This window comes from Kitasatospora sp. NPDC024654, assembly GCF_055559155.1.
In genome coordinates, this window is the sequence record NZ_JBVHLF010000200.1 from 1 (window position 1) to 4,268 (window position 4,268).

Below are 4,268 nucleotides of genomic sequence, written 5' to 3' on the forward strand. Positions count from 1 at the left end.
GATGGAAAACAGGTTCCACCCGTCGCATGAGATACCGGGCCACAACGGTTTGCGCCACCCGGTCGGCGACAGCGGGAATGCCGAGCATTCTCGTGTGTTGATTGCCGCTCAAGATGGTGATGGTGGGGGCTGGTTTTGCCGTTCACGGTGAGCATGGCGAAGTGGTTGTTGCAGGGGGATTGATCTTCGGGGTGCCGGGGGGCACGGTGACCATGTTCGGACATGGCAACGGCCCCCCGTTGTCGTTGGTCGCGAAGCCGGGGGGCCGTCTGGGTGCGCCCGGAGGCGCTCTTGGTCACGGTAGAGGTCGACGCCGCGGTTGTCGAACGGCGTCTGGCGGCTGGTGAATTGATGTGCCCTCAGTGTGGCGGGGTGCTGGCCCGGTGGGGGTGGGGGCGGCTTCGGCGGCTGCGGGGCGAGGCGGGAGTGGTTGAGGTGCGCCCGCGGCGGGCCCGGTGCGGGTCGTGCTCGGCCACGCATGTCCTGCTTCCGGCATCGGCCCTGGTCAGACGGGCTGATCTGGTTGCGGTGGTGGGGGCTGGGCTGGAGCTGGCGGCGGCGGGCTGGGGGCACCGGCGGATCGCGGGGCGTCTGGGTCGGCCGGTCTCGACGGTTCGGGGCTGGCTACGGTGCTGGTCGAGGCGGGCCGGCCGGGTGGCGGGGGTGTTCACCTCGTTGCTGGTGGCCCTGGCGGACGATCCGGCCGCCGTGCTGCCGTTGCCGGCGCCGTCGGTGGTGGCGGACGCGGTCGCGGCGGTGGTCGGCTTCGCGGCCGCTGCCCGGGTGCGGTTCGGCGTGTTCAGCGCGCCGATGTGGCAGTTGGCGTCGGCGGCCTGTCACGGGCGGTTGCTGGCCCCCGCCTGGCCGCCGGCCGTCGCGTGAAGTCGATCAACACGAGTTGGCCCTGACGGGCCGGGCGGGCGGGGCGCCATCCTTGGCCGCCTGCATGTCCGCTGCCCTGCTGGGAGGTCATCTCGATGGCGTTGGTCGATGAGGAGGAGCGACGGCGGGCCGAGCGGGCCCACCAGGTCGCTTTGTTCCGTTACCAGTTGATCCGTGAGGCGGCCGACCCTGCCCTGAGCGCGGCCCAGCGCGGGGCGATGGTCCGCGAGATCGCCGCCCGCACGCACACGGATCCGTTCGGGCAGCCGTTCACGGTCGCCCGCAACACCCTGGACCGGTGGATCAGGGCCTGGCGGGCGGGTGGCTTCGACGCTCTGCTGCCGCCCACCCGGCAGGTCACCCCGCGCACCCCGGTGGAGGTGCTGGAACTGGCAGCCGCGCTCAAGCGGGAGAACCCCTCGCGCTCGACTGCGCAGGTGGTACGCATCCTGACCCAGCACCTGGGCTGGGGTCCGTCCTACCGCACCGTCCACCGGCACTTCGAGCGTCTGGAGCTGCTGACCCGCCCCGACGGGCAGCCGCCGACCGCGTTCGGGCGTTTCGAGGCGGACCGGCCCAACGAGCTCTGGGTGGGCGATGCCCTGCACGGGCCGAAGATCGCCGGCCGCAAGACCTACCTCTTCGCGTTCATCGACGACCACAGCCGGGCCGTGGTCGGCCACCGCTGGGGCAGCGCGGAGGACAGCGTCCGCCTGGCCGCGGCGCTCCGGCCCGCGCTCGCGGCCCGCGGTGTCCCGGAGGCGGTCTATGTCGACAACGGCTCCGCCTTCGTGGACAAGGCCCTGCTCAGAGCATGCGCGCGGTTGGGGATCAAGCTGATCCACTCCACCCCCGGCCGCCCGGAGGGGAAGGGCAAGATCGAAAGGCTGAACCGGACCATCAGGGAACAGTTCCTCGTCGAGGTCGACGCCGCCAAGGTCACCGACCTTTCCGAGCTGAACCGCCTGTTCACGGCCTGGACCGAGCATGTGTATCACCGCCAGGTGCACTCCGAGACCGGGCAGGCGCCGATCGAGCGGTGGATGGCCGGCGCCCCGTTCCCGCAGCCCACCCCGTCCCAGCTGCGGGAAGCGTTCCGCTGGGCCGAGTACCGCACCGTGACGAAGACCGCGACCGTCTCGCTGCTGGGCAACACCTACAACGTCGACGCGGCCCTGGTCGGGCGCAAGGTCGAGCTGGTATTCGACCCGTTCGACCTGACCGAGATCGAAGTCCGCTTCCAGAACCGGCCGTTCGGACTGGCCAGCCCGCACCAGATCGCCCGGCACACCCACCCCAAGGCCAAGCCGGAAACCCCTGCCGAGCCGGCTCCGGCGACCGGCATCGACTACCTCCGCCTGATCGACACCGCCCGCACCGGCGAACTCGCCCGCCAGATCAACTACACCGCCCTGATCGAGCCGGACGGCGACAACTGGTGACCGCCACCAACCCGGCTCAGGACCGCATCGACGCCCTCGAAGCCGACGCCGACACCGCCCGCCACCTGCTGGAACGCGTGCTGGACCTGGCCGACTGCCAGACTGGCCGGCCTCCCGGACGAACGCCGTCGCACCTCACCGCCCGGACCCTCCGCCTGGCCGTCGTCTTCCACCGCCAGGCCCGGGCCGCGGACACCGCGCTGGACGACTTCCTCAACCACCTTGAAAGGGACGGACGTTGATCGACAAGATCCAGGGCTTCTACGGCTTCACCCGCATGCCGTTCGGGCGCAACCTCGCCCCCGGGATGCTGCACCGCCACTCCTCCCACGCCCAGGCCGCTGCCCGCATCACCTGGTGCATCGGCGAACGCGCCCTCGGCGTGATCACCGGCGAGGTCGGCGCCGGCAAGACCGTCGCCGTCCGCGCGGCCCTCGCAGGCCTGGACCACCCAAGACACACAGTGATCTACCTGCCCAACCCCGCCGTCGGCGTCGCCGGCATCCACCACGCCATCGTCACCTCACTCGGCGGCGTCCCCCGCCCCCACAAGTCCACCCTCATCCCGCAAGCCGCCGACGCGCTCGCCACCGAGCACGCCGAGCGGGGCCGCGTCCCCGTCCTGATCATCGACGAAGCCCACCTCCTCGACCACGAACAGCTCGAAGCGGTCCGGATGCTGACCAACCACGACATGGACGCCACCAGCCCGCTCGCCTGCCTGCTGATCGGCCAGCCGACCCTGCGACGGAAGATCAAGCTCGGCATGCTCGCCGCCCTCGACCAGCGCATCGCGATCCGCTACAACATGCCGCCCATGACCAGCGAGGAGACACCCTCCTACCTCGCCCACCACCTCGCCCTCGCCGGCCGCAGCGACACCCTGTTCTCCGACGACGCGATCACCCTGATCCACGACACCTCACGCGGCTATCCCCGCGCCGTCAACAACCTCGCCGTCCAGGCCCTGCTCTCGGCCTACGCCGACGGGAAGTCCATCGTCGACGAGTCCAGCGCCAGAGCAGCCGTCGCCGAAGTCACCGCCGAATGACCGCCTGCAGGTCTGCACGGCAAAGTCACGCGAGACACATCAGACACACCCGTCAAGAATGACCCCCATGGCCCATCAGATCGAAGTACCCCACCCCGACGATGCTGCCCTCGTAGGCCACGTGCAGTTGAGGGCCTGGCTCCAGACCTACCCCAACGAAGGAGCGGGGATCGACGAGACGTGGATCCGCGAGCACCGAGGGTCCGCTGTCACCGCGGAGGGCATTGCCCAGTGGCGAGAGTTCATTGAGGAGGCCATGCGGCACCCGGACCTGTTGTTCTGTCGTGTCGTCCGCTCCGGAGCGGAGATCGTCGGCTTCCTCTGCGGACGCCGAGACGATGTGGTCACCCTTGGGCCGATGTATCTGCTGCACGAAGCCCAAGGCCAAGGTGCCGGCGGCCGACTGATGGACGAGTTCCTGGCGTGGGCGCAGGACGATCCCATGCTCTTGTGGGTGACCGAATACAACGAGAGGGCCATCCGCTTCTACGAGCGGTACGGATTCAGGACCACCGGTGAGCGCGAACTCTGGCGAGGCAAGCTGCCCAATGTGCGCATGGCTCGTGAGTCCATGCTGAGCGACAAGATCACCTGACACCCACGTGCGCGGCACCATGCACATCCCAGTGACACCGTGAACACCAAATGCCCTGCCGGAACCCCTCCGGCAGGGCATTCTCATCGCTCCACGTACTCAACGTGAGTGGCACACGGATGCTCATCTTGAGTGGCACTCAACACTCGTGCCGCCGCCGTGCGGCTTGGGGATCTCCACCGCGCGCACCGGAGGTGGAAGGTATGAGCCCGACGACATCCGGTTCCAGACCTTGTACAGGTTGTTCTTCAGGTCCTTCTCGAAATCGTCAATACTCTGCCCGTCCACACCTGGCGCT

5 protein-coding genes and 1 pseudogene are annotated in these 4,268 nt (G+C 69.2%); all 6 read left to right on the plus strand.

Annotation, left to right across the window (positions count from 1 at the left end; translation table 11 throughout):
* Positions 1–351: 351 nt before the first annotated feature.
* Positions 352–636 (plus strand): annotated as a pseudogene (locus ACZ38L_RS38630) (helix-turn-helix domain-containing protein); the annotation flags it as partial.
* A 27-nt stretch (positions 637–663) separates the two neighbouring features.
* Positions 664–882 carry a hypothetical protein gene (locus ACZ38L_RS38635; protein WP_465702692.1) on the plus strand — a complete coding sequence of 73 codons (219 nt, stop codon included), beginning with the start codon at positions 664–666 and terminating at the stop codon, positions 880–882.
* A 95-nt stretch (positions 883–977) separates the two neighbouring features.
* Positions 978–2,324 (plus strand): transposase, encoded by a 1,347-nt coding sequence (locus tag ACZ38L_RS38640; protein ID WP_465702687.1) that lies wholly within the window; start codon positions 978–980, stop codon positions 2,322–2,324.
* Positions 2,321–2,566 carry a hypothetical protein gene (locus ACZ38L_RS38645; protein ID WP_465702688.1) on the plus strand — a complete coding sequence of 82 codons (246 nt, stop codon included), beginning with the start codon at positions 2,321–2,323 and terminating at the stop codon, positions 2,564–2,566. The genes ACZ38L_RS38640 and ACZ38L_RS38645 overlap by 4 nt, the downstream gene beginning before the upstream one ends.
* Positions 2,563–3,375, plus strand: coding sequence for an ExeA family protein (locus ACZ38L_RS38650; RefSeq protein ID WP_465702690.1), 813 nt, complete (start codon positions 2,563–2,565; stop codon positions 3,373–3,375). The genes ACZ38L_RS38645 and ACZ38L_RS38650 overlap by 4 nt, the downstream gene beginning before the upstream one ends.
* A gap of 67 nt (positions 3,376–3,442) precedes the next feature.
* Positions 3,443–3,970 (plus strand): GNAT family N-acetyltransferase, encoded by a 528-nt coding sequence (locus tag ACZ38L_RS38655; protein WP_188302144.1) that lies wholly within the window; start codon positions 3,443–3,445, stop codon positions 3,968–3,970.
* The last annotated feature ends 298 nt before the right edge of the window (positions 3,971–4,268 follow it).

Bases quoted from the DNA above. Each gene is read 5' to 3' on its own strand.
- ACZ38L_RS38640 (WP_465702687.1), top strand. From the start codon at position 978: ATGGCGTTGGTCGATGAGGAGGAGCGACGGCGGGCCGAGCGGGCCCAC.
- ACZ38L_RS38655 (WP_188302144.1), top strand. From the start codon at position 3,443: ATGGCCCATCAGATCGAAGTACCCCACCCCGACGATGCTGCCCTCGTA.